Annotated in this window: 19 protein-coding genes and 2 tRNA genes; 11 read left to right on the top strand and 10 right to left on the bottom strand. The window is 38.4% G+C overall.

What is annotated here, in order from left to right; translation table 11 throughout:
• Positions 1 to 196 precede the first annotated feature (196 nt).
• Entirely contained in the window at positions 197 to 1,216 is a 1,020-nt protein-coding gene (locus ACY45D_RS01655) for a sulfate ABC transporter substrate-binding protein (protein ID WP_463108178.1), read from the bottom strand.
• A 263-nt stretch (positions 1,217 to 1,479) separates the two neighbouring features.
• On the bottom strand, positions 1,480 to 2,472 hold the full coding sequence (locus ACY45D_RS01650) for a sulfate ABC transporter substrate-binding protein (RefSeq protein WP_463108177.1): 993 nt from the start codon (positions 2,470 to 2,472) through the stop codon (positions 1,480 to 1,482).
• 373 nt (positions 2,473 to 2,845) lie between these two features.
• Here ACY45D_RS01650 and ACY45D_RS01645 point away from each other — a divergent pair, with 373 nt between their 5' ends.
• The 5 genes from ACY45D_RS01645 to ACY45D_RS01625 all read left to right on the top strand — a co-directional run bounded on the left by ACY45D_RS01645 (position 2,846) and on the right by ACY45D_RS01625 (position 5,580).
• Positions 2,846 to 3,148 carry a DUF4179 domain-containing protein gene (locus ACY45D_RS01645; RefSeq protein WP_463108176.1) on the top strand — a complete coding sequence of 101 codons (303 nt, stop codon included), beginning with the start codon at positions 2,846 to 2,848 and terminating at the stop codon, positions 3,146 to 3,148.
• 139 nt (positions 3,149 to 3,287) lie between these two features.
• Positions 3,288 to 4,796, top strand: a complete 1,509-nt coding sequence (gene gltX / locus ACY45D_RS01640) for a glutamate--tRNA ligase (protein WP_463108175.1) — start codon at positions 3,288 to 3,290, stop codon at positions 4,794 to 4,796.
• Between the two features lie 57 nt (positions 4,797 to 4,853).
• A tRNA-Ala gene (locus ACY45D_RS01635) sits at positions 4,854 to 4,929 on the top strand.
• Between the two features lie 31 nt (positions 4,930 to 4,960).
• A tRNA-Glu gene (locus ACY45D_RS01630) sits at positions 4,961 to 5,036 on the top strand.
• Positions 5,037 to 5,238: 202 nt separating this feature from the next.
• Positions 5,239 to 5,580: a hypothetical protein gene (locus ACY45D_RS01625; RefSeq protein WP_463108174.1), complete on the top strand. Its 342-nt coding sequence runs from the start codon at positions 5,239 to 5,241 to the stop codon at positions 5,578 to 5,580.
• A gap of 83 nt (positions 5,581 to 5,663) precedes the next feature.
• Here ACY45D_RS01625 and ACY45D_RS01620 read toward each other — a convergent pair whose 3' ends face one another.
• Positions 5,664 to 6,644, bottom strand: coding sequence for a cation diffusion facilitator family transporter (locus ACY45D_RS01620; protein ID WP_463108173.1), 981 nt, complete (start codon positions 6,642 to 6,644; stop codon positions 5,664 to 5,666).
• 159 nt (positions 6,645 to 6,803) lie between these two features.
• Between ACY45D_RS01620 and ACY45D_RS01615 the strand changes: the two genes are divergently transcribed.
• The gene (locus tag ACY45D_RS01615) at positions 6,804 to 7,619 is read left to right on the top strand and encodes a DUF4198 domain-containing protein (RefSeq protein WP_463108172.1); all 816 of its coding nucleotides are present in this window, start codon (positions 6,804 to 6,806) and stop codon (positions 7,617 to 7,619) included.
• Between the two features lie 197 nt (positions 7,620 to 7,816).
• Here the strand turns inward: ACY45D_RS01615 and ACY45D_RS01610 are convergent, their stop codons facing one another.
• The 4 genes from ACY45D_RS01610 to ACY45D_RS01595 are packed head-to-tail and all read right to left on the bottom strand — an operon-like array spanning position 7,817 to position 14,152.
• The gene (locus ACY45D_RS01610; protein ID WP_463108171.1) at positions 7,817 to 11,050 is read right to left on the bottom strand and encodes an efflux RND transporter permease subunit; all 3,234 of its coding nucleotides are present in this window, start codon (positions 11,048 to 11,050) and stop codon (positions 7,817 to 7,819) included.
• Complete coding sequence (locus ACY45D_RS01605; protein WP_463108170.1) at positions 11,040 to 12,311, bottom strand: efflux RND transporter periplasmic adaptor subunit; 1,272 nt, start codon at positions 12,309 to 12,311, stop codon at positions 11,040 to 11,042. The genes ACY45D_RS01610 and ACY45D_RS01605 overlap by 11 nt, the downstream gene beginning before the upstream one ends.
• A gap of 1 nt (position 12,312) precedes the next feature.
• Positions 12,313 to 13,677, bottom strand: coding sequence for a TolC family protein (locus tag ACY45D_RS01600; RefSeq protein ID WP_463108169.1), 1,365 nt, complete (start codon positions 13,675 to 13,677; stop codon positions 12,313 to 12,315).
• A gap of 58 nt (positions 13,678 to 13,735) precedes the next feature.
• Positions 13,736 to 14,152 (bottom strand): cation efflux protein, CzcI-like, encoded by a 417-nt coding sequence (locus tag ACY45D_RS01595; protein ID WP_463108168.1) that lies wholly within the window; start codon positions 14,150 to 14,152, stop codon positions 13,736 to 13,738.
• 271 nt (positions 14,153 to 14,423) lie between these two features.
• Here ACY45D_RS01595 and ACY45D_RS01590 point away from each other — a divergent pair, with 271 nt between their 5' ends.
• Together ACY45D_RS01590 and ACY45D_RS01585 are read left to right on the top strand one after the other, a co-directional pair.
• Entirely contained in the window at positions 14,424 to 14,789 is a 366-nt protein-coding gene (locus ACY45D_RS01590) for a hypothetical protein (RefSeq protein ID WP_463108167.1), read from the top strand.
• Positions 14,790 to 15,146: 357 nt separating this feature from the next.
• A complete protein-coding gene (locus tag ACY45D_RS01585) occupies positions 15,147 to 16,034 on the top strand; it encodes an SDR family NAD(P)-dependent oxidoreductase (RefSeq protein WP_463108166.1) in 888 nt (295 codons plus the stop codon).
• A gap of 20 nt (positions 16,035 to 16,054) precedes the next feature.
• Here ACY45D_RS01585 and ACY45D_RS01580 read toward each other — a convergent pair whose 3' ends face one another.
• Entirely contained in the window at positions 16,055 to 16,951 is an 897-nt protein-coding gene (locus ACY45D_RS01580) for a LysR substrate-binding domain-containing protein (RefSeq protein ID WP_463108165.1), read from the bottom strand.
• A 107-nt stretch (positions 16,952 to 17,058) separates the two neighbouring features.
• Between ACY45D_RS01580 and ACY45D_RS01575 the strand changes: the two genes are divergently transcribed.
• Both ACY45D_RS01575 and ACY45D_RS01570 read left to right on the top strand, forming a co-directional pair.
• Entirely contained in the window at positions 17,059 to 17,814 is a 756-nt protein-coding gene (locus ACY45D_RS01575; RefSeq protein ID WP_463108164.1) for an SDR family oxidoreductase, read from the top strand.
• A 75-nt stretch (positions 17,815 to 17,889) separates the two neighbouring features.
• Complete coding sequence (locus tag ACY45D_RS01570; RefSeq protein WP_463108163.1) at positions 17,890 to 18,135, top strand: hypothetical protein; 246 nt, start codon at positions 17,890 to 17,892, stop codon at positions 18,133 to 18,135.
• Between the two features lie 69 nt (positions 18,136 to 18,204).
• Here ACY45D_RS01570 and ACY45D_RS01565 read toward each other — a convergent pair whose 3' ends face one another.
• Positions 18,205 to 19,293, bottom strand: a complete 1,089-nt coding sequence (locus ACY45D_RS01565) for an SDR family oxidoreductase (RefSeq protein WP_463108162.1) — start codon at positions 19,291 to 19,293, stop codon at positions 18,205 to 18,207.
• A gap of 110 nt (positions 19,294 to 19,403) precedes the next feature.
• Between ACY45D_RS01565 and ACY45D_RS01560 the strand changes: the two genes are divergently transcribed.
• Positions 19,404 to 19,787, top strand: coding sequence for a MerR family transcriptional regulator (locus ACY45D_RS01560; protein WP_463108161.1), 384 nt, complete (start codon positions 19,404 to 19,406; stop codon positions 19,785 to 19,787).
• A 49-nt stretch (positions 19,788 to 19,836) separates the two neighbouring features.
• On the opposite strand, the gene ACY45D_RS01555 is transcribed toward ACY45D_RS01560, so the two are convergent.
• A complete protein-coding gene (locus ACY45D_RS01555) occupies positions 19,837 to 22,218 on the bottom strand; it encodes a Tex family protein (RefSeq protein ID WP_463108160.1) in 2,382 nt (793 codons plus the stop codon).
• Positions 22,219 to 22,241: the final 23 nt, after the last annotated feature.

Raw genomic sequence — 22,241 nt, 5'->3', positions numbered from 1 at the left:
TTACCTTGTTTTGCCAAAGCTCCAAACGACTTTTTGTAGGGAAATATTACTTTTTATAGAGAAAACCGTTTTAGCCTTAGTTTAATCAAATTTAAGGGTAAAAAAACATCAAAATATGACGAAATTGGCATGCTGTTTAATCCATTCTTATCACAATAAAAAACCTCCAAAATGGAGGCTTTTTTAAGATCAGAAATTAACGCTTCGAACTATAAATTTGATCAAACACCCCACCATTTACAAAGTGAGTTTGTTGCGCTTTCGCCCAACCACCAAACACTTCGTCAATCGTGAACGTTTTTAACGGCGGAAATTGCTTTGCATATTTTGCTAAAACTTTTTCATTTCGTGGGCGATAAAAGTGGCGAGCTGCCATTTCTTGTCCCAATGGAGAATATAAATAATTGATATAGCCTGTTGCTAACCATTTATTGCCATTTTTCTCTACGGTTTTATCCACAATCGCGACTGAAGGCTCGGTTAAAATCGACATAGATGGATAAATAATATCGAATTTATTTCCTAACGTTTTCTTACTGATCATGGCTTCATTTTCCCACGTCAGTAAAACGTCACCAATACCACGTTCTGCAAACGTTGTCATTGAAGCACGTGCTGCTGGATCCATGACTTTGACGTTATGGTACATCTTAGATACAAATTCACGCGCTTTGGTATCATCACCACCCGGTTGTTTCAGAGCATAACCCCATGCGGATAAATAAATCCAACGTGGTAAACCACCCGTTTTCGGGTTAGGCGTAATAATTTGCACACCCGGTTTGGTCAAATCAGTCCAATCTTTAATTTTTTTTGGATTGCCTTTACGTACCATAAATACAATGGTTGAAGTATAAGGTGCAGAGTTATAAGGAAATTCTTTTTCCCATCCTGCATTAATTTGACCAGATTTAGCGATTTCATTGATGTCATTTGCCAAAGCCAAAGTCACCACATCGCCTTTTAAACCATCAACAACTGCACGTGCCTGTTTGCCTGAACCACCATGCGATTGTTTAAAATTAACCGTTTTTCCAGTACGTTTTAACCAATATTCACCAAAAGATTGATTAAATTCATCATAAAATTCACGTGTTGCATCATAAGAAACATTCAAGAATTCACGATCAGCAGCATGCGAAGCCGTTGTGGTCGTCAAATTCAAACCAGCGACAAAAAGTGCTGAAGCGAATAACGCTTTAAAATTGGTTTTCATCACCATATCAATCATTCATCTATAATGAACTTCAATATATGAGATTGGCTCATAAACTTCAATTTCATATATTCACAAATGATCAAATACAAAATTTTATAAATCCGACTTTTAGACCCGTTGTTTTTTAATTCATAAAAATATTAATCAATTTATAGCGTTATATTTCTACTACTTTGAGTAATAAGTAATAAATGCAGGAAAGAAATTTAAGACTTCTTCAATAAAGTTTAATTCAGAAGTCTTAAATCAAGTCGTCTTGATTATCTTTCAGCGGTAAATTGGTCGTAAATCCCACCATTCGCAAAATGTGTTTTTTGTGCTTTTGCCCAACCACCAAAAACTTGATCTATGGTGAATAATTTAATTTTTGGGAATTTTCCTGCGTACTTTTTAGCTGCTTGAGCATTTCGTGGACGGAAATTATATTTTGCTGCAAGGTCTTGCCCTACAGGCGAATATAAATAATTCAAATAGCCTTTGGCTAAATTACGATTGCCATCTTTATCTACAGTTTTATCGACGATAGCGACCGATGGTTCTGCCAAAATTGAAATTGAAGGATAAACAATTTGATACTTATCTTTATCAGGCCCTGAGGTTGCCAAAAGCGCCTCGTTTTCCCAAGACAGCAAAACATCTCCAATTCCACGTTCTGCAAAAGTCGTTAATGAGCCTCGTGCGCCCGAATCTAACACTTTGACATTTTTATAGAGTTGTTTTACCAACTCCCTTGCTTTTGCGTCATTTCCACCCGGTTGTTTTAAAGCATAGCCCCATGCAGATAAGTAAATCCATCGAGGCGCACCACCTGTTTTTGGATTTGGCGTAATAATTTCAACCCCAGGTTTTACAAGATCATTCCAGTCTTTAATGCCTTTAGGATTGCCCTTGCGCACTAAAAACACCACTGTCGAAGTATATGGCGCTGAATGATTTGGAAATTCTTTTTGCCAATTTTTATCAATTAAGCCCGCATTGACGATTTCATCAATATCATTCGCCAAAGCCAAAGTCACAACATCTGCTTGCAAACCATCTACAACTGAACGCGCCTGTTTTCCAGAACCCCCATGTGATTGTTTAAACTCTACATCTTGCCCCGTTCTTTGTTTCCAGAAAATACCGAAACTTTTGTTATATTCCTGATAGAACTCACGGGTTGGGTCATAAGACACGTTTAAGAATTCTTTTGCTGCATAACTTTGCCCTACACCAACCAAGCTGATCAAACCCAATACAAGTAATTTTTTCATTTAATTTCTCATTGAAAATCAATTTTTCGACTATTAAATGCACTATATTTTGAATATTTTATTTTAACAATCATATAGTTATAATATTTAAATCTATCAAATTCACGATTCGAGATATCTAAAAAAATGTAAACCTTATCTTTATTTCTTTGAATATTGGCTTAGCAACTTTGATTAAAGTGACATTATTCACAATTGATCCATATTTATATGTTATTTATTAAATTATTACATTTCGTTTCAATGATTGTTTTTTAAACATTTCTTGTATACTATTATTAAGAAATGTGACGTAGTTGTACATTTCGGTAACTAAGTTTGCTACAATTCGTTCGTGGAAAACAATAATCAACCATCTAGGGGAGTTGATGGCATGGACAAACAGTTAATATCTATATTGGGTTTTAGTCTCGCTTTATTTGCACAAACGGGGCATACGGCTGCGATTAAAGACACCAATAAACCGATTCAATCGACCATTATGATTGAAAAGCAATCGCCGATTGAAAAAGCATTAAGCCAGCAAAAGCGTGGCGATTATTTGTTGGTCTCAGATAAAGACCAAATTAAAGTTTTAACATCAATTAAAGTCGCACCAGCACAGAATTTTTTTGCTGAACAACACCAAAAATTTTCACGTTTTGTGCAAGCTTTATTTCAACCACATAGTTCTTAAGATTCTGATTTAAAGAAAATAAATTCGAAACTCCCTAAAAGAATTTATGAGCCCAGTTGTTTATTGGTGAATTAACCGTTAAGCGATTGGGCTTTTTCGTTATAATGGCTTTAATTTACATTCTGAATAATATTTAGTTATGACAGTCCGTACTCGTATTGCACCCTCTCCTACAGGTTTTCCACATGTAGGTACTGCCTATATTGCATTGTTTAACTTATGTTTTGCTAAACAACATGGTGGTGAATTTATTCTTCGTATTGAAGATACAGATCAACTACGCTCAACCCTTGAATCTGAGAAAATGATTTTAGATTCATTACGTTGGTTAGGTTTAAATTGGTCAGAAGGACCTGATATTGGTGGTCCACATGCGCCATATCGCCAATCTGAACGTATGGGCATTTATAAAGATTATGCTTTAGAACTGATTGAAAAAAGTCATGCTTTCTATTGCTTTGCTACAGCTGAAGAACTTGATCAAATGCGTGCGGAACAGCAAGCACGCGGTGAAACACCTCGTTATGACGGTCGTGGTTTAAAACTTTCTCAAGAAGAAGTACAACAACGTTTAGCCAATGGCGAACCGCATGTTATTCGTATGAAAATACCTGAAGAAGGTGTTTGTAAATTTAATGACTTATTACGTGGTGAAGTAGAAATTCCTTGGTCACAAGTTGACATGCAAATTCTACTGAAAACTGATGGTTTACCGACTTACCATTTGGCCAATGTGGTTGATGATCATTTAATGCAAATCACTCATGTGATTCGTGGTGAAGAGTGGATTCCGTCTGCACCTAAGCACCAATTACTTTACCAATACTTTGGTTGGGATATGCCTGTTTTATGTCATATGCCATTATTGCGTAATCCTGACAAATCAAAATTATCAAAACGTAAAAACCCAACCTCAATCAATTACTACAAAGATATTGGCGTGCTTCCAGAGGCTTTGTTGAACTATTTAGGCCGCATGGGTTGGTCTATGCCTGATGAAAGTGAGAAATTCACACTGGCAGAAATGATTGAACATTTCGATATTCAGCGTGTGTCTTTAGGCGGCCCAATTTTTGATGTTGAAAAATTAAATTGGCTCAATGGCCAATGGATTAAAGGCTTAACACCTGCTGAATTGTTAAACAGACTACTTGCATGGAAATCTGATCGTCAAACATTAGAAGAAATCGCAGCAGCAATTCAACCACGTATTCACTTACTGTCAGAAGCTGTGAATTGGGCAGGATTCTATTTCAACCAATTCCCAACCCTGTCAAAAGAACAATTTGAAAGCAAAAAACTGTCTGAAGAACAAGTTCGTCAAAGCTTACAATTTGCAATTTGGCGTTTAGAAAGCTTATTCACTTGGAATAATGACACGGTCAGCCAAACCTTAATGGATCTGGCAAACCAAATGGAGATTAAACTGCGCGATTTCATGCCTGCATTCTTCATTGCGATTGCAGGTTCAACATCATCTACACCAGTGATGCAATCTATGGTGACTCTCGGCCCTGATTTAACTTTTGCTCGTTTACGTCATGCGCTTGAAATTGTCGGTGGACCGAGCAAAAAAGAAGCGAAAGTTTGGGAAAAACTCAATGAAAGCTTAAAATTGCCGAAAAATGATGCAATCGATGAGGCATAATTAAATTTCCTGTTGACGTATGGGCGCAATATCCCTAATATTGCGCTCACACAGACTGGGGTCATAGCTCAGTTGGTAGAGCGCTACAATGGCATTGTAGAGGTCAGCAGTTCGATCCTGCTTGGCTCCACCACTTTAAAATCCTCTGTTGTGTTGCCTCACTTGTCCCTATCGTCTAGAGGCCTAGGACATCGCCCTTTCACGGCGGTAACCGGGGTTCGAATCCCCGTAGGGACGCCATATTCAAGATGGCGACATCTTATGAAAAACCCAAGCAAAATGACTTGGGTTTTTTATTGTCTAGATTTTCTGCATACGCATATTTGTTGGCATGATTTTTCTGTATCCATTTTTCTGCACTCACTTCCCCCATTCTTTACAACTTTTGCATTCTGCTTAATTACGATTAAAATAGCAGGCAGATTAAAAATATGGAGCAACCATGCAATACCAATGTCCAAAATGCCAAAGCCGGAAAATCATTCCTGTTACAAGTGCAAGTGAACCTGCCGCACGCCCAGTTGTGCCAAAGAGCCTTGTATTTTTAATCCCTTTGCTTTTTATTCTACTGTTATTGGTTGTGATTAGTATTGCGATGTGGCTTTTCGGCAATGGTGCAGGACAAACTTTACAAATCGCGACTGTGGTTGTGTTTATTGCAACGGTAATCGCAGGTTTATTGTTTTGGCGTGACCTACCTGATTTTAAAATTTCTATGCAATCTTTTATGCAAGCCAATAAAGAATGGAAATGTCGTGATTGCAATCACCAATGGAAAATTTAATTTTCTAAATGCTTGCTAAAATAGGCCAAGCCAAATCCAACAGCACCAGCTCATCAGGTGCTGTTTTTGTTTATCTCTTTTTATCATGAATTCTTCTTCTCATCGTGATCGTGATCGTGATCGTGATCGTGATCGTGATCGTGATCGTGATCGTCATGCTCCTTCGATTCGTGTGAATACACCATGCACTCATCGTCCTCAATCTGCAACGTCATTTCAGTAATACCATGTTCATGGCTCAATACTTCAATCGCATCTTGATATACTTGATTACGATCTGCAGTAGGTGCAAATAAATGCACCGTTAAATGTATGTTTTTAGAAGTAATCGCCCAAACTTTTAATTGGTGGATACTTTCAACACCATTCACTGTTAATAAATCATTACGGAGTTTTTCTATATCAATTTCTTCAGGCACACCTTCCAATAAAATATTGATACTTTGCTTCAATAAAATCCAAGTTCGGGGTAGAACCCAAAACCCGATTAAAACAGCGATCACCGTATCAACCCACATCCATCCTGTGAAATAAATGATTGCAGCCCCGATAATCACACCGATCGAACCAACCGCATCACTCAATACTTCCAAATAAGCCCCTTTTACATTCAGGCTTTCTTGTGAGCTTGAGAATAGAATTTTCATTGAAATCAAGTTAATGACCAATCCAATGACTGCAACAATCATCATGCCCATACTTTGAATTTCAGGAGGATGACTAAAACGCTGATAGGCTTCGAATAAAATATAAATGGCAACCATGAATAACATACAGGCATTAAACAACGCTGCCAAAATCTCAAACCGCTGATAACCAAAAGTTCGTTTATCATCGGCAGGTAATTTACCAATTTTGATTGCCACCAAAGCAATAGCAAGCGCTGCAGCATCTGTAAACATATGTGCTGCATCTGATAACAAAGCCAAACTCTGTGTCATAAACCCAGCGATGACTTCAATGATTAAAAATGCTGTTGTTAGCGCCAGTGCAAAAGTTAGCTTTTTGGCATTCCCTTCTGTAACAACTGCATGATTATGATCATGCCCTGCGTGCTCACCCATGACATACCTCTTTTGAGTTGTTTATTTTGATGATCATTTAAATTCAAACATTAAAAACAATAATGATAATTATTATCAAACAATAATATTCTCATATATACTCTCCAACCAATGAGCTCTTGTCTAAATAATCGTTTTACACTTATAGGACTATTTCACATGAAAAAATATATCATTCCTAGCATTGTGCTTAGCTCACTTTTTTGCTCTATCGCACAAGCACATGAACCCTATGTTGCACCATTAGGCTATATCACATCGAATACACAAATTCCTATCATCGGTGGTTATGCAGAAGAAGCTTTAAATGCCGAGCATGCACTCGGTAAAATATCTTTCACAATTATCCAGCCAGACAATAGCAAATCTGAAATTCAAACCTCAGAAAATGCAAAAACAGCAACAATTTTTGATTTAACACTAAAAGATCAAGGTACTTATCAGATTTCGGCTCAAACCTCTTACCCATTAAAATATGTTCAACACAATAAACAATGGAAAATGTTGTTTGACATGCCAGCGGATAAATCCTCACCCATCAGTGAACGTGACTACGTCATTCCATCCGACTTTAAAAAAGCCCCAACACCTGTAGAAATTACCCGTGAGTGGTCTATTCAAAGTTTCGTATCTAAAGAGAAAACTTCTCCAGTACACAGCATCACTACTTCACCAATTCAAGTTGAGTTTAAAACCCATCCCAATAGCATTTATGCGCAACAACCAGTGCAAATCATCATTAAAAAATCAGGTCAAATACTGAAAAATGCTGCACTTTTAGTTCGAGCTCAAGGTCAAACAGACAAACAAGCTCAAAAAGTTGCAGTCAATTCAGATGGCTCAGCGACTTTAAATTTTCCTCATTCAGGTCAATATTTAATTGAAGTCAGTGAAACGATCGATGCCACAACAAAACCTGTGAATCAGTACTACACCATTATTAGTTTGGGGGTTTTACCTGTTTCAACACAATAATAAGACTGATGCTTTGAATCATGCTTTGTAGATTCATAACCATCTATCTATTCAAATCTAGCTTACAGAAGTTGCTTCCTCACTGTCTTTTAAAGCAAGCGAGGAAGCTTCTATACACCAATACATCACACTTCGAAAGTGTAAGCTATTCTAGAGTTTAGGTAGATGCTGTCCTCAACCCTAAATCACCATTCACATTAAAATGTCTCTTTACTCATCTTATTTCCTTCATTCATCCAACGATAAATCACTGGCAAAATCAGCAAAGTTAACAATGTTGATGAGACAATTCCTCCAATAACCACAGTCGCCAAAGGACGTTGTACTTCAGCCCCTGTTCCCGTCGCAAGAGCCATGGGAATAAAGCCTAATGAAGCAACACATGCAGTCATCAACACAGGTCTTAAACGCAGGATCGCGCCTTGCCATGTCGCTTGATAAATACCCATTTGTTGACGTAGTTCTTTAATAAAGGTCAGCATCACCAAACCATTTAAAACTGCCACACCTGACAAGGCAATAAAACCAACCCCCGCAGACATCGACAATGGAATATCACGCAACCACAATGCGACCAAGCCTCCACACAATGCAAAAGGCACACCTGTAAAGACCAATAAACTTTCCTTAAAGTTATGGAAAACAGCCATCAGTAAAATAAAGATTGTGATCAAAGCCAAAGGGACGACTAACTGCATTCTGGCTTTTGCAGAAGTTAGATTTTCGAATTGCCCACCGTAATCCAGCCAATATCCTGCTGGCATGTCTTGTTTAGCAAGCTTATTTTGTAATTCCGTGACGAATGAACCTAAATCACGCCCCTCGACATTGACAGTAACCACCACACGGCGTTTACCATCCTCACGACTCACCTGATTAATCCCGAGAATATTTTCAACCTTGGCGACATCTTGAAGCTGAATTAGACCACCATTCGGCGTTTGTATTGGCAATACAGCCAAATGTTCAGGTGTGCGTTGCGCATCATCTAAGCGGATCACGAAGTCAAAACGACGGTCACCTTGTAAAATCTGCCCTACATTTTGCCCACCGACACTGGTTGCAACCAAGTCCTGAATGGCTTTTACAGATAATCCATATTGCGCTGCAACAGCTTTATTCACCTCTACATTGATCAGCGGTAAGCCAGACGTTTGTTCAACATTGACTGCGGTAGCACCTGAAATGGTTTTGATTTGCTGTGCAATACGGTTGGCTTGCTGGTTTAAAACCTCCATATCATCACCGAAGATTTTTACCCCAACATCACTACGGACACCTGAAATCAGTTCATTAAATCGTAATTCAATCGGTTGAGAAAATTCACTATTATTTCCAGGCAATGTCCCTAAAAAAGCAATCATTCGTTGACGTAATTCATCGGTACTTTCTTGGGGATTAGGCCATTGTTCTTGTGGCTTGAGTAATACCACAGCATCAGAAATATTCGGTGGCATCACATCGGTTGCGACTTCCGCAGTTCCAGTACGGGCGAATATGGCTTTGATTTCTGGAAATGTTTTTAAGAGTAACTTTTCCGTATTTTCCTGCATACGTAAAGACTGTTCTAAGCCCGTACTTGGTGAACGCATTTGCTGAACAGCGAAATCACCTTCACTTAAAGTCGGTGCGAACTCACTGCCAATCTTAGTGGCCAGTACACCTGTTAAAATGAGAATGCAAACTGCAAAAGTAACCACGAAGAATTTAAAATCATAAGCGGTATTGAGTAATTTCTCATATTTTTGCTTTAACCACAGCATCCAACGGCTTTCCGTTTCTTTCACCTCGCCTTTGACGAATAAAGCCACGGCAGCGGGAACAAAAGTCACTGAAAGAATAATGGCACCAAGTAATGCCAATACCACCGTCATCGCCATAGGATGGAACAATTTTGCTTCTACACCTGATAAAGCAAAAATAGGCAGATACACGACGAGGATGATTAATTGACCAAAAATCAACGGACGACGTGCCTGTCGAGCTGCAAGAAAAACTTCTTTAAAGCGTTCATTTTTGGTCAATAAACGCCCTTTGGCATGCTGTGCTTCAGCCAAGCGTCGAATACAATTTTCGACAATCACCACTGCACCATCAACAATAATACCGAAGTCTAAAGCCCCCAAACTCATCAGATTGGCACTGATTTTTTGCTCAGCCATACCCGCTAATGTAAAGAGCATCGACAAAGGAATGACACAAGCGGTAATCAACGCAGCTCTAAAGTTTCCTAAGAATAGAAAGAGAATCACAATAACCAGAATCGCACCTTCAACAAGGTTTTTCTGTACGGTTTGAATTGCCCGTTCGACGAGATCTGTACGGTCATAAACGGTTTCTATCACCACACCTTTTGGCAAAGATTGCTGAACTTCTTTGACTTTCGCATCGACTGCTTTGGCCACAGTTCGGCTATTTTCACCCATCATCATCATGGCGATACCTAAAACAGCTTCCTCGCCATTATAGGTTGCACCACCAGTCCGCAAATCATGTCCAATCGATACTGTAGCAACATCAGCAACACGGATCGGGAAACCATTTTTGTGTGCAATACTGACATTTTGAATATCTTCAATACTGTTCAGTGTTCCTGGTACACGTACCGTCATTTGCTGACCGTTATTTTCAATGAAGCCTGCACCACGGTTTTCATTATTTTCAGTTAAAGCCGTTTGTAAATCAGTCACAGGAATCTGTAACTGTTGCAACCGATTCAGATCAGGCGTGACCACGTAGGTTTTGTTAAAACCACCAATTGAGTTGACTTCCGCTACGCCTGCAACACGTTGTAATTGTGGACGCACAATCCAATCTTGGATTTCACGTAAATCCATCTCCGTATAGGAAGTACCATCTGCTTTTTTCGCATTCAGTTCAGCTTTAATGACCCATTGATAAATTTCGCCCAAGCCTGTCGAAACAGGTGACATGGTCGGTGTAATGCTATTGGGTAATTCAGCCTGTGCTTCCTGCAAGCGCTGATTGATCTGCTGTCTCGCCCAATAAATATCTGTACCATCTTTAAAAATAATGGTGACTTGTGATAAGCCATAGCGAGAAATAGAACGAGTTTGCTCTAACTTTGGTAAACCCGCCATCGAATTTTCAATGGGATAGGTAATCCGCTGCTCGATTTCTAAAGCAGTAAAACCTGCTGCCTGCGTATTAATCTGCACTTGAGTATTGGTAATATCAGGCACAGCATCGATGGGAAGTTTTTGATAACTGTAAATACCTACAGCAATCCAAGCGACAATAAACAGCATCACCCAGATTGCATTTTGAATAGAGAATTGAATCAGCCGATCAAATAAACCTTCGGGTTTAGGCAATCTCACATCTAAATCAGCACGGGTATCTGAATTTAAATGGACGTTTGAGTTTGAATGCAGATTTGATTCAGAACTTGGAGAATCATTAGTGCTCATGACTCGCTTCTCCCTTTTCTAATTCAGACTTCAACAAAAAGCTGCCTTGTGCTGCATATTGCTGCTCTTGGGTTAAACCGGACTGAATTTCAATCCATTGTCCATCACCAGAGCTTTGCCCTAAAACCACAGTTTGTGCTTTAAATTCAATTTTTTGATCATGTTCAGATGCAACAAAAACTACATCCTTCCCTTCAACCTTTTGAATCGCACTTTTTAAAACACGAAGCGCTTGAGTTGAACCTGCTTGTTGAAGCTGGACATTCACCATAAGGTTTGGACGTAACTCAGCTGCATTTGATAAGACTTTGGCACGTACTTGTAAACGGCCTGTTTGTGCATCGGCTTCACTGTTTAAACTTTGCACTTGTGCTGTGAAAATATTGCCCGTTTGTAAGGATTTGAATTCGATCTTCTGGTTGGCTGCAAGTGCGGCAAACTCTGCATTTGGCGCAATAAACTCAAGCCATAACTGATCCAATTGATCGATGATAAAAAGCTGATCGGCAAGTTGAACATTCTCACCGACCACCAAATCTTTTTTGCTAATTACCCCTGAAATGGGCGCAGTTAATACATAGCGACCGTTGGAACCAGATACAGCACCAAAAGCAGATAAGCGAGACTTTGCTGCCTGTAGTTGAATCTGCGCTTGCTTATATGCATTGTAAGCACGTTGATAGTCCTGCTTCGCTGAAATACCTTGCGACCACAATTGGCGTTCACGCTCATAGTCTTGTCGAGCGAGTTCCAAATTGGTTTGGACAATGTGCAAATTGGCTTGTTGATCAACCAAATCAGGGACAAGTAACGTGGCTAAAGCCTGCCCCTTTTTCACAGGTTGACCTAGCTCTACATTTACAGCCTCGACATGACCACTAAATGCAGGTGACACATGCGCTTGGCGATCTGTATTTACCGTAACTTTCGCAGGGTATGACGCAGATTGGGGCACCACACCCATTTCAGCTTTTGCTAACTGAACACCTTGTTCCGTGATTTGCTGAGCAGTCAAGGTAATGGTTTCGGCGTGTTCCTCCTCACCTTCAGCATGCTCTTCTTTTCCACTGGCTTCACCTTCTTCATGCGCATGCTCTGCTGTTTCAGCAAGTCCATGTCCATCTTCTTTGGCAGGTTGATCTTTACCTGAAATAAACAAGCCTATCGCCAGTAAGGCAGTGCTGATTAATACAATAATGATCAATAACTTTTGAGAAACTTTACCAGTTTGGATATTCAGTTTTTTTTGTAAATTTCGCATATTAATTCCCCCCGCCAAGGACTGGTAAAGCCTGTGTCTCTTGCCATAAACTTTGATTGATCTGTGCAACTGCATCCTTCGCCATGACCTGACTTGGCTCAATGCCTAAACTTAAACTCTCTGCTTCAATGGCACGTTGCCAAGCCTCTTTTAAAAGTTGTACTTTGCGCATACGCACATCCTGCAATTGCAAAGTCGCTTGCTGTACATCAGTCACTGCAAATTTGCCTGCACTAAACCCCTGCAAAGTTTTATGTTGTACCTGCGTTGCAAGCGGTAGTTGAGTTTGCTCAAGCGCGTTAAATTGCACCTCCAAACCCTGCAATTCAGTTAATAATGCGCCTATTTGTAACGCATTTTGCTTGATATAAAACGACTGCTGTTTAGCCAATAAATCCTGCTTGGCTTGCGCAATCCCCACACCATATTGCTGACGATTAAAAATATTTAACGGAATAGAGACACCCACGACCAATGTATTTTCTGTCGATGTTTCAGGTGATTGAGTTCGATTCATTCCAACATTCACTGTCGGATTGGGACGTGCTGAAGCTTTTAACTGATCCACTGTTGCCTTGGCTTCTAAGACTTGTAACTGACGTGATTTTTCAAACAAGTTATCAGCAAGATACTGTTGTACCTGTTGATGCGTAGACGCAGGCCATAAAGATTGAGGACTTAAACCGATCGCAATAGATTTATCTAACTCTCCCCATAAATTAGACAATTGTTGTGTCGCAACTTGTACCTGCAAATCTGCTTGATGATATAAGCGACCATTTTCAGCATGACTTAAACGAGCACGATCCACGTCAACCTGTGCAATATTGCCCGCCTGATAACGCTTTTGAATTGCATTTAGGTTTTCTTGGCTCACTTTTAACTGTTCTTGAACGATATTTCGCTCAAGTTCAAAAATAGCCAACTGTGACCATAGATATTTCACAGCCAATGAAAGCTGCGCCTGATAAATTTTCTGTTTCAAATCCGTTTGATCTTTCGAGATTTGAGCCAGTTTTTGAGTGGCCTTTCGCTCACCAAACACATCTAAGCGCTGTGAAATAGCAATCGAAAACTCTTTTTCCTGATCCGCATTAAAGCCCGATTGCTCTATGGACAACTCAGGATTTATCCACAGTTTTGCTTGTTTTATATTCGCAGATGCAATTTGCTGTTGAGTTTTCCACACATCTTGTGATTGCTGATACTGCTCAACGCGTTGAATCGCTTGGTTCAATGACAGTGTATTTTGTGCAGTATTTGCATAAATTGAGGATGAAAATATCCCCATCCATAATCCACTGAGTACAGATAATTTAAGCACAGCACCACGTCCGGCTTTGGAACGACATAATTTTTTAGACATTTGAATGCCCCCACTAAATGAAATAATGAGTGGTGGGCAATGTTTTGGCTACCCCACCTTATAGCGGGGCAGATATAGGAGGGGGATTTTGCAAAAATAAATGCGGGGACTGATACAAATTTTCCCAGTCAATAAAAGCAGAATCAAAATAAGCCACCGATTTGGGCTGATCTGCCTGTTGTTGTACATCCGCCACAATAAAATGAGCAAATGAAGGCAAATGATCACGATGATCATCTTGAAAATTATTAAGAAAGTCGGTACTTAGCTGACTATCTGCATATACAGCAGTTTTTTTATGACTTGCATCACTTTCACAATGTAATGCAACATGATGCCCAAAGTGTGATTGGACATTTTGAATAGGGGTGATTTTCAGGTTTTCATGTCCACAAAAAGCTGCAGCCACGTTCCAAAGACTTTGAAACATGAATAAACTCAATATGACTGTAATAAAAAATCCTGAACGCTTCACACGTTTGGCCCAAATTTTGAATCCGCATCAATATAACAAATAAACATATGTAATAAAATTACATCGCCAACATGGCAAAGATAAAGATGTGATAAATCCCATAAATATTCATGACAATTCTACATATTATAAAAAGCATACAAATCGCAATTGACAATTTACATTTAGTTATTTGCAAAGTCTAAAAAACGCGCTAAATTAAGTAGATCTAATCATTTTAGTGATTAGCTGTCTCTTTTACTTTGTTAATGGATTAGCAAGGAGGTTGTATATGTTAGTGCATATTTTGAACCGTTTTTTAGGAGATTCGACATCTCGCTACGCATTTGAAAAAAATGTTTCGGAAGCATCTTTAGAAAAATCTCAAGCACACGATTTTGAAAGTAAAAATTCATTTCAAGAAACGCCATCAAACTCGGTGGATAATCGTAATGCAATGTGGTGTTATCTAAGAGCGGCTTTACGAGGAGATCAAGAAGCACAATATAAAATGGGTTTAAGTTATTTAAATGGACAACTTGGTTTAGACCGTAGTTATAGCCATGCTGAAAAATGGCTTGAACAAGCAGCCCACCAAGGCCATAGCCATGCAAAGGAAGAGCTAAAAAAAGCGTATAATGAACTCGCTTTCTCATAAATTACGAAAGAAATATTACATTATTTGTTTATAAACAGAGTTTGATCTGACTCTGTTTATTTACAAATTTGGATATACTTTATTGAATTTATTTGATTATTTTTTAACCCATTTCACCATATTCATGCTTTGAATTTCGCATTATATATGGTAAAAATCACTTAATAAATGGGAAATTAATAGAGCAATTACTCTAAAAATATTTTGTGAATTCATAAACTTAAGTCTAGTATTTTTATTTTTTTTGTATATTATTGCGCCCAATAAATCTGATCACCTTTTATACAAAGCCATGATCACCCTCGAAACAACAAATACAGCCCATATATTCGTTTAAAGTCAATTAGGGAAACAGCTATGAATCAAAAATTAGAGCAACTTTTTCAATCAAAAGTTCAAGGTAAAATTGCACTAATTACAGGTGCATCAAGTGGTATTGGTTTAACGGTTGCAAAAAAACTCGCTGCAGCAGGTGCACATGTACTTCTCGTTTCCCGTACAGAAGAAACTTTAAAAGAAGTTCAAGCTGATATTATCGCAGCAGGTGGTCAAGCTGACATTTTCCCTTGTGATTTGAATGATATGAATGCGATTGATGAAGTCTCTAAACAGATTATCGCATCTGTTGATCATATCGATATTTTAATCAATAACGCTGGTCGCTCAATTCGCCGCGCTGTGCATGAGTCTGTAGATCGTTTCCATGACTTTGAACGTACGATGCAGTTGAATTATTTCGGTGCAGTTCGTTTGGTTTTAAATGTTTTACCACAAATGATGGTGCGTAAAGACGGTCAAATTATCAACATCAGCTCGATTGGTGTTTTGGCCAATGCAACTCGCTTCTCGGCTTATGTTGCGTCAAAAGCTGCATTAGATGCATTTAGCCGTTGTTTATCTGCGGAAGTTCATTCACATAAAATTGCAATTACATCAGTTTATATGCCTTTAGTACGTACTCCGATGATTGCACCAACCAAGATTTATAAATACGTACCAACACTTTCACCAGAACAAGCAGCTGATTTAGTTGCTTATGCAATTGTGAAACGTCCGAAGAAAGTTGCAACCAATCTAGGTCGTTTAGCATCAATTACTTATTCAATTGCACCTGAAATCAATAACAAATTGATGTCAATCGGTTTTAACTTATTCCCAAGCTCTACAGCGTCTGTAGGCGAGCAACAGAAGTTAAATCTCGTACAACGTGCTTATGCACGCTTATTCCCAGGTGAGCATTGGTAAGTTTTTAATTTATCAATGAATTAAATCAAGTTGGAAAGTTTATTTTTAAGTAGGCTTTCCAACCACTCTATAAAATACTGAAAATACGTCGGACGATATTTACGTTCTAAGAATAAAAAATTAATATCTAGCTTTAAACACTTTTCTTCTTCAAAAACTCTGACTAATTTTTGCTCTCGCATCAACGGTATTGCATCAAAATCAGGTATTTGAAATATTCCTAGACCTTGTAAACCTGCTTTTAAATAGCTCTCGGTATCCTCAACCACCAATTGATAAGGCAATTCGACCTGCCGATCTTGAAACACCAATTCACTTAGCCCAGAATCTGTATTTTTCAACTGATATCCGATGATATAATCATTGTGTAAGTGATCGATATGCATCGCTTGAGTATTGTTATTCAAATACTTTTTGGAAACGACAGTATATAAATCAGCTTTGGCAATCGGCCGTACAATTAAATGATTCTCCATCAGATTGCCAACCCGAACAACACAATCCAAACGCTCTTCAAGTAAATTCGAAAAATCATCACTACTATGAATAATTACTTTTACTTTGGGATATTGTTGATAAAATTCATGGAGATGTGGAATTAAATATTGCGTTGCCATTCTTATTGGTAAGCCAATTTTGATTTGTCCAGTATGTTCTCGGTTCTGAAGCTTAAACTTATTTAATCCTTCAGATTGAATAATCAGTTGTCGAACTTCTTGATAGAATAAAACACCATCATTGGTTAAATTCACTTTTCTGGTTGTTCTATTCAACAACAAAACTTCATATTCTTTTTCAAGTAATTGCACCGCATAGGTAATACTTGAACGAGGAAGATCTAACTGATTTGCGACTTTGGCAAAAGATTGCTTTTCTGCAACTAAACAAAATATTTTTAAGCGTTCAATTTTATCCATACTTATTATTCAATTTATTCGAACAGTCTGTTCAATTTTACTCACTATTTAACATGAAAAATAGCTCATACAATGAATCCTTTTAGCAATAAATTGGAAAATAAAAAATGACTCAACATTCTTTAAACGGTAAAACAGCAATTATTACAGGCGGTGCAAAAAATTTGGGTGGTCTGATTGCCCGCAAATTTGCAGAACATGGCGCAAACCTTGTGATTCATTACAATAGTGCTGCGACATTAGAAGATGCTGAAAAAACACTTGCTGATGTTCAAAGTCTAGGCGCTAAAGCAGTCCTTCTACAAGCGAATCTGTCTGATATACAAGAAATTGAAAACTTATTTATTCAAGCAAAAGAAGCATTTGGTGGTGTAGATATTGCCATTAATACGGTAGGCCGCGTATTAAAAAAACCTTTTGTTGAGACAACTGAACAAGAGTTTGACGAAATGAATGACGTCAACAATAAAATTGCTTATTTCTTTATTCAAGCTGCGGGTAAGCATTTAAATAATAACGGTAAAATTTGCTCAATCGTCACCAGTCTTTTAGCCGCTTATACTGGCTTATACTCAACTTATGAAGGCTTAAAAGCACCAGTCGAGCACTATACTCGTGCTGCGTCTAAAGAGTTTGGCGAGCGTGGTATTTCAGTGACTGCTGTCGCACCAGGCCCTATGGATACACCGTTCTTCTATGGTCAGGAAGCACCTGAAGCTGTGGCTTATCATAAATCCGCTACGGCACTCGGCGGTTTAACCAAGATTGAAGATATTGAACCTTTAGTGCGCTTTTTAGTGACTGAAGGCTGGTGGATTACAGGTCAAACCATTTTCGCCAATGGCGGTTATACCACACGTTAATCCCCCTTCCTTTCAATTTGATAATATTCGGTTCTATGAACATAAAATATGTTGATAGAACCGCTGGAATCACATATGCGTTCGCTGATTATTATTGCTATAGGTCTTTGTATTGATTTAGCTTTAATGGGTTTTATACCTAAAAAATTCCAGATCATCGCAGGTATTATTTTTAGTTTAATTTGGGCTGCTGTGGTTTTCTGGAATTTGTGTATTGGACTATCACATGGTTATACGCTTGCAGAAGAAATACAGATTCAACTTTTGATCTTTTTTATCCCTGTGATTGTGTATTGGGGATACTTTTTGTTTAAAAACTAAAGTCGGCTGAAAGCTTTATCCTCTCCATAGGTAACACCCATTGATTAAGATGGGTGTTACCTAAAATGATCAATGAATATTACCATCTACCCAAACTGTTGTATTTCTGATGGTTTTATCCAAATCATTGACTGGAATTTGCCATTTTTGATTTAAAACTAAAAATGGTTTTATATATAATTTCTCCGTTCTTAAAAAATTTAACGATTCAGAAGACATTTCTAATTTTGTCGCCAAGTATTTACATTTCAAAATTAATTTTAAAATCGATAAAGGGATAAATTGTGTAGGTGCTTTCACATTCAATGTTTCAGCCATGGTTATGATCATTTGCTGTAAAGACATCTGTGTTGGATGAGCAATTAAGATTTCTTGATTGATCGTATTTAGGTCTTGTACTGCATGTACAATTGAATCCACTAACATATTCAAAGAAACAACTGGTAAATAATGTTGTGGTGTTGCAGGTATTGCTGCCATTTTACCTTGTTTGATTTTAGAAATTAAATCTGTAATAGGCTGATTTTCTGTAATTTCACCAGAAACTTCTTCGCCAATTACAGTTGCAGGGTGAATCACCGTCCAATTGATATTCAGCTGCTCCGCAGATTTAATCCATGTGAAATGACCTTCTATTTTTGAAGCTTCATAAGCACCTAAGCGCTTATAGACTTTGTCCCAATTCGTTTGATCTATTTGCCTTAAGTTCACACCAGCCTCTTGTAAATGCTGCGTTAGCGTTAACATATAACCTGATAGATGGAATGCTCGTTTTAATTGACAATGTAAATTCACACAGTTTAATACGTTAATCAACCCTTCAACATTGACCGATCGGGCTTGCTGCATGGACAAATTCCACGTAAATAAAGCGCTCATATTAAAAAGATAATTTACATCTTTAAGCGTTTTCCAATCCTCATCGGATAGCCCTAAATCGGCAGAGCTTACATCGCCCTGTATACATTTTAATTGTTGTGTATCAATATTCTTTTGCTCTAACCAATTTTGTAATGTTTTAGCTTGCTCTACAACATTTCGACAAATTGCAAATACCTGAAAATTATTTTGTAATAAACGTGCAATCAGGAAACGACCTGTAAATCCTGTCGCACCAAAAACCAAAGCAACGTTCTTTATTGTTTGATGATCTTGCATGAAGTTATACCCTTTTGAATGTTTCATACATAAGCTAAACTGTGGAGTATGCTCTATGGTCAAGCCCCAATAATCAAACATTTTGAATAAAAATAGCACTGGAGAATGTAATGCTGATTGGTGAGTTATCAAAATATTTGAACCTGAGTCGTGATACGATTCGCTTTTATGAAAAACTTGATCTTATCCAACCCTTAATTCGAAATAATGGTTATAAAGAATATTCCGAACAGAATATTCAACAACTCAGACTCATCCAAACAGCAAAAAGTTTAGGATTTACTTTAACTGAAGTGAAACAAATCACAGATCTTATGCGTGTTCATGAGATTCCCGCTGAACAATTCCACGAGATTTTGAAAGATAAACTGAGTGTTATTCAAAACAAGATTCTGCAACTACACAACATTCAATCTTTGCTAGAAAACTTAATAACGCAAGAACCTTGTCCTTTTCAAAAGGACTGCGACATTTCAAAGATCAATAAACAATAAAAAACCGCCTTTCGGCGGTCTTTTACTTAGCAATTCTAAAAATCAAAAGTTACTTCGAACCTTTAATCCCTGCTTGCAATAACAACGCACCTAAACCACCAATTTTGTTTTCTTGTGGTTTCGCTGCTTGTGGCTTCTTATCATGACGAGGCGCTTTGTCTTTATTATCATGATTTTTATCATGGTTTGGACGAGCACCCTGCGGACGTTTACCCTGTGGCTTTCGCTCACCGCGTTGTTCATTATTGAACTCACGTTTTTGGCGAGGTGCTTTAGCAGGTGCTTCAGAACCTTCTGGACGCATAGATAAGTTCACGCGATTACGTTCAGCATCTACAGTTAAAACACGCACTTGAACGATTTGACCTGGTTTTACCACTTTATGTGGGTCAGAAACAAACTCATTGGCAAGCTCAGAAATATGGATTAAACCATCTTGATGCACACCTACGTCAACAAAAGCACCGAAGTTAGTCACATTGGTGATCACACCTTCCAATTGTAAACCTTCTGTCAATTGACCTACTTCTGTAATGTCTTCACGGAACTTCGCTGTACGGAATTCAGGACGTGGATCACGACCCGGTTTTTCAAGCTCGCTTAATACATCTTGAATGGTTGGCAGACCAAACTGGTCATCTACAAAACTTTCCGCTTGTACCTGACGAATGATCTCAGTATTACCAATAATATCTTTTACAGTCGTTGCTTTTGCTTCAACAATTTTATTCACCAAACCATAAGATTCAGGGTGAACAGCAGATGCATCTAAAGGCTCAGAACCTGCTTGGATACGTAAGAAGCCTGCCGCTTGCTCAAAAGTACGCTCGCCTAAACGTGGTACATTTTTCAGTGCTTGACGATTGTCAAAACGACCATTTTCTTTACGATAATCAACAATTTGCTGCGCAATCGACTTATTCAAACCTGCAATATAAGACAGAATTGCAGGAGATGCCGTATTCACATCGACACCCACAGAGTTCACACAGTCTTCTACTACTGCTTCAAGTGTTTTCGCCAAACCCGTTTGATTCACATCATGTTGATATTGACCTACACCAATCGACTTAGGATCAATTTTTACCAATTCTGCTAATGGGTCTTGTAAACGGCGAGCAATAGACACTGCGCCACGAATAGAGACATCAAGATCAGGCAATTCAGCAGAAGCCAATTCAGATGCTGAATAAACGGATGCACCTGCTTCAGATACTGAAACACGTGTTAATTTCAGATCACTATTTGCAGTCATCATTTCTGCAACAACAGCTTCTGTTTCACGACTTGCAGTACCGTTCCCGATCGCAACTAAATCGACATTGTAGTCACGGCATAAGCGAGCAAGTTCAGCAATAGAACCTTCTTTATCTTCTTTTGGTGCAAATGGATAGATCGTGCTATGTGTAACCACATCACCTGATTCATTCACAACAGCCAATTTCACACCTGTACGAATACCAGGGTCGACACCCAATGTGCAACGTGAACCAGCAGGCGCAGAAAGCAACAAGTGACGAAGGTTTTCAGCAAAGACATCCATTGCTTCAGCTTCGGCAGCAAGACGTTTTTCTGTGAGTAATGAATGTTCAATCGTCAGACGAACTTTACCTAACCAAAACAGTTTTGCTGTTTGTTTTAAGAAGTCTTGGCGAGTTTGTGGTTGAGCAGTTTCAAGATTGTATTCTGTTTCAACACGAGCCAATGGCGCATCATCTTGACCATCAACTTTCAGACCCAACACATTTTCTTGGCGGCCACGTAACATTGCCAATAAACGATGTGAAGGTACTTTATTGAGATTTTCAGAGAAATCAAAGTAGTCACGGAATTTCTTACCTACTTCTTTTTTCTCATCAGAAGCCACTAAACTTTTTAATACTGCTGTTTTGGCAAATGTTGTTTTCAGTTCTGTGGTTAATCCAATATTTTGAGCCCACTCATCAATGATGATGTGTTGAATCGCATCTAACTGGCTTTCAACATCTGCATAATCTTCGTGACTGAAACCAGCCAAAGCTTCTGTTGGATCAATATTTTCACTGAGAATTTTTTCAGCAATTGGACCTAAGCCTGCTTCTTTTGCTTTAAATGATTTACTGGTGCGTTTCGGGCGGTATGGTGCATAAAGTTCTTCTAATGCATTTTTTGTTTCCGCAGCGTTCACTCGCGCAAGTAAGTCATCCGATAACTTGTTTTGTTCTTTTAAAGATTCGATTACTTTTTCACGACGCTCAAACAAATCACGTAAATAAACAAGGCGTGTATCAAGTTGGCGTAATTGTGTATCGTCTAAGCCCTGCGTTACTTCTTTACGGTAACGTGCAATAAATGGAACACTAGAACCTTCATCAATCAGTTTAATGGCAGCTTCTACTTGGTTTGGACGTACGGCAAGCTCACTTGCCAACTGCTGAACTAAGTCAGTCATCGTGTTTAATTCCACAAGGATAA

This window comes from Acinetobacter sp. BZX-2 (genome assembly GCF_055179795.1).
Note: the sequence above shows the minus strand (reverse complement) of the source record. Positions and strands in the feature narration are given on the sequence as shown.

Coding starts and splice junctions, on each gene's coding strand:
- ACY45D_RS01575 (WP_463108164.1), top strand. CDS start 17,059: ATGACTCAACATTCTTTAAACGGTAAAACAGCAATTATTACAGGCGGT.
- ACY45D_RS01645 (WP_463108176.1), top strand. CDS start 2,846: ATGGACAAACAGTTAATATCTATATTGGGTTTTAGTCTCGCTTTATTT.
- ACY45D_RS01585 (WP_463108166.1), top strand. CDS start 15,147: ATGAATCAAAAATTAGAGCAACTTTTTCAATCAAAAGTTCAAGGTAAA.
- ACY45D_RS01565 (WP_463108162.1), bottom strand. CDS start 19,293: ATGCAAGATCATCAAACAATAAAGAACGTTGCTTTGGTTTTTGGTGCG.
- ACY45D_RS01615 (WP_463108172.1), top strand. CDS start 6,804: ATGAAAAAATATATCATTCCTAGCATTGTGCTTAGCTCACTTTTTTGC.
- ACY45D_RS01560 (WP_463108161.1), top strand. CDS start 19,404: ATGCTGATTGGTGAGTTATCAAAATATTTGAACCTGAGTCGTGATACG.
- ACY45D_RS01605 (WP_463108170.1), bottom strand. CDS start 12,311: ATGCGAAATTTACAAAAAAAACTGAATATCCAAACTGGTAAAGTTTCT.
- ACY45D_RS01570 (WP_463108163.1), top strand. CDS start 17,890: ATGCGTTCGCTGATTATTATTGCTATAGGTCTTTGTATTGATTTAGCT.
- ACY45D_RS01590 (WP_463108167.1), top strand. CDS start 14,424: ATGTTAGTGCATATTTTGAACCGTTTTTTAGGAGATTCGACATCTCGC.
- ACY45D_RS01650 (WP_463108177.1), bottom strand. CDS start 2,472: ATGAAAAAATTACTTGTATTGGGTTTGATCAGCTTGGTTGGTGTAGGG.
- ACY45D_RS01620 (WP_463108173.1), bottom strand. CDS start 6,644: ATGGGTGAGCACGCAGGGCATGATCATAATCATGCAGTTGTTACAGAA.
- ACY45D_RS01610 (WP_463108171.1), bottom strand. CDS start 11,050: ATGAGCACTAATGATTCTCCAAGTTCTGAATCAAATCTGCATTCAAAC.
- ACY45D_RS01655 (WP_463108178.1), bottom strand. CDS start 1,216: ATGAAAACCAATTTTAAAGCGTTATTCGCTTCAGCACTTTTTGTCGCT.
- ACY45D_RS01600 (WP_463108169.1), bottom strand. CDS start 13,677: ATGTCTAAAAAATTATGTCGTTCCAAAGCCGGACGTGGTGCTGTGCTT.
- ACY45D_RS01555 (WP_463108160.1), bottom strand. CDS start 22,218: ATGACTGACTTAGTTCAGCAGTTGGCAAGTGAGCTTGCCGTACGTCCA.
- ACY45D_RS01625 (WP_463108174.1), top strand. CDS start 5,239: ATGCAATACCAATGTCCAAAATGCCAAAGCCGGAAAATCATTCCTGTT.
- ACY45D_RS01580 (WP_463108165.1), bottom strand. CDS start 16,951: ATGGATAAAATTGAACGCTTAAAAATATTTTGTTTAGTTGCAGAAAAG.
- gltX (WP_463108175.1), top strand. CDS start 3,288: ATGACAGTCCGTACTCGTATTGCACCCTCTCCTACAGGTTTTCCACAT.